This is a genomic window from Variovorax sp. VaC1 (assembly GCF_043658315.1).
GTDB lineage: Bacteria > Pseudomonadota > Gammaproteobacteria > Burkholderiales > Burkholderiaceae_C > Variovorax.
In genome coordinates, this window is record NZ_JBIGLT010000023.1 from 1 (window position 1) to 1,178 (window position 1,178).

Sequence of the window (1,178 nt, forward strand, 5' to 3'; positions counted from 1 at the left end):
CTGCATGGATGAGTTATGGCACGTCAACGGGCCGGCAGAGCGGTTCTGACGTCGACGGGGAACGTTCCCGTAGTTATGGAGACATTGGGATGAAGAAGTCAAATGTCAACCTCCTGGTGGGGGCTGTAGGTAAAAAAAGGCAGAGGATCACCACAGCCGTCGGAATACATCGCCTGCGAAAAACCATGAACGCCCGTAGCAGGTGAGGACCCGTCTGCAGGTCAGTGTGCACAGATGTTTTAAGTGGGCCTCTTGGACGGCGACAAGCCTTTCACGGTTTCCGTAGTGTAGTGGTTATCACGTTCGCCTCACACGCGAAAGGTCCCCGGTTCGAAACCGGGCGGAAACACTTGTAATTTTGTCTTCACTCTGAGTAATGGAATCAAACTGTGCTGTCTCACATGACTGGTAATTAGGGCGCATCGACCAAAAGGTTTGTGCCCCACATCATCTGAGAACTTGCTATGTTTTCAAATGATGAACTATGTCTTCTTTTGAATTGCTTTTTGTTTGTGACCGTCACTTAACATTGCGCAAAAACAGGTAGGATGTCTTGTATTTGAAATGTTTGGATATCGTCAGGCAATTGAAATCATGTCAGGAGGTCAAGTGCCTCAGGCCACCCACGCGGGTGACAGGGAGCTTTTCACAGTTTCCGTAGTGTAGTGGTTATCACGTTCGCCTAACACGCGAAAGGTCCCCGGTTCGAAACCGGGCGGAAACACTTGTTTGTTTGGTGCTCACCCTGAGTCATTAATGGGATCGTGGGAGCAACCCCGCGTCAAACACCAGAAAACAGTGCGTGGTTGACGGCACAAAGAAGTCACCATCCTGAACATGTCTGATAACTATGTACTACTGACCATTTGGGGGTTCAGCCCATGACTTTATTTCTGTAGGAGATCGATGCAGGTGGATATCCTGGCTTCATTGCCCTGTTTGGCAAGGAGGAGCATGCACGATGTCGAGGATGCGTCGCTTTGGTCTTTCCCGGTAAATTATCCGCAGCTGCTTGAAAACTCAACTCTCCCCGTCGGGGAATCGAACCCCGGTCTTCCGCGTGACAGGCGGAGATACTGTCCACTATACTAACGAGGACTGCTGCATGGATGAGTTATGGCACGTCAACGGGCCGGCAGAGCGGTTCTGACGTCGACGGGGAACGTTCCCGTAGTTAT

At 50.8% G+C, this 1,178-nt stretch carries 3 tRNA genes; 2 read left to right on the plus strand and 1 reads right to left on the minus strand.

The window, feature by feature from the left end:
* Positions 1-276 precede the first annotated feature (276 nt).
* Together ACGLHS_RS32215 and ACGLHS_RS32220 are read left to right on the plus strand one after the other, a co-directional pair.
* Positions 277-349 (plus strand) — tRNA-Val (locus tag ACGLHS_RS32215).
* Between the two features lie 302 nt (positions 350-651).
* Positions 652-724: transfer RNA gene (locus ACGLHS_RS32220), tRNA-Val, on the plus strand.
* 302 nt (positions 725-1,026) lie between these two features.
* Here ACGLHS_RS32220 and ACGLHS_RS32225 read toward each other — a convergent pair.
* Positions 1,027-1,098 (minus strand) — tRNA-Asp (locus tag ACGLHS_RS32225).
* Between the last annotated feature and the right edge of the window lie 80 nt (positions 1,099-1,178).